This is a genomic window from Vibrio sp. Vb0349, from assembly GCF_033338975.1.
In genome coordinates this window covers 1-1,179 of sequence record NZ_JAWOTS010000319.1, presented here as the reverse complement: position 1 = coordinate 1,179, position 1,179 = coordinate 1, and the positions used below count along the sequence as shown (strand labels likewise).

The window sequence follows — 1,179 nt, the reverse complement described above, 5'->3', positions numbered from 1 at the left end:
ACCTACTCTCAAACTGATATCCAAGAACTGGCCCGTGCGCTAACTGGTTGGAAAAATTCAGACACGGCATTTGTTGAACCCATGCGCGTGATAAACAGCCGACATGACACCAACGAAAAAACCGTGTTGGGAACAACCATTCCTGCGGGTTTGACCGCCCAAGAAGAGCTCTCACAAGTGCTGGATATATTGATGTCTCATCCTAACATTGCGCCATTTGTGTCGAAGTTTTTGATTCAACGATTCGTCTCCTCCAACCCAAGCCCGGAGTACGTTGCGCGAGTTGCTCGCGTATTCAACAACAACGGAAAAGGGGTTAAAGGTGATTTAAGCGCAGTGATCCGCGCGGTTTTACTTGATAACGAAGCCATGGGGTTAACCAACACGCCGCCAATGAAAGTGAAAGAGCCCATTTTGGTGCTCACTAACTTCCACCGAGCCGCAGGCTTTACACTTACCGCTGCGCGCTATGACGGAGCAACAACAGTGATGAACACCGCAGAACAAGGCGCACTGCGTTCTCCTTCGGTATTCAACTTCTACTCGCCAGACTATCAACCTTCGAATGAGTTTGTGCAGTCAGGCATGGTGTCACCCGAATACGAATTGCTCGATTGGTCAGTGTATACCGATCTGGTCAATTTCATGCTTAGTAGCACTCGCTCGGGTGGTGGTGATACTTATACGCTGGACTTTAGCGAACTGTATTCCCTACTCGATGATCACGAAGCTCTCGTTGAGCGTGTCGATGAACGATTCTTTGCGGGCACGGCTTCGCCTGAACTCAAAGCGCTTTTGCTAGAAGTGTCGGATGAGTATCGAACCGATTACGTACCAACAACAAAACTCGCACTCGTTATCTTTACTGCGATTTCTGGCGATGAATTTTACATTCAGGATTAGGGGTGAATTATGGACATTTCGAGACGCAACTTTCTAAAAAGCACCGCATCGTTTGGGGCGATCGCATCACTCGGGTTGCCGGGTTATTCACTTGCCGCGCCTTCAAATGATTTCCGAGCGCTGATCTGTGTGTACTTAGCTGGCGGAAACGATGCGATTAATACCATATTGCCGCTATCTGATTTTCACTACAACCAGTACGCCAATGTGAGAGGATCTCTTTCTGTTGCCAAAAATACCATTATTCCCATTGGATTGAATGCGAACGACGCAAAC

The 1,179-nt window shown here is 48.1% G+C and carries 1 protein-coding gene and 1 pseudogene; both read left to right on the top strand.

The features are described 5' to 3' along the window. On the top strand, window positions 1-903 hold a 903-nt coding region (locus tag R7Q47_RS25515; protein WP_318090154.1), incomplete at its 5' end, for a DUF1800 family protein. Between the two features lie 9 nt (window positions 904-912). Next, a pseudogene (locus tag R7Q47_RS25510) lies at window positions 913-1,179 on the top strand (twin-arginine translocation signal domain-containing protein); the annotation flags it as partial.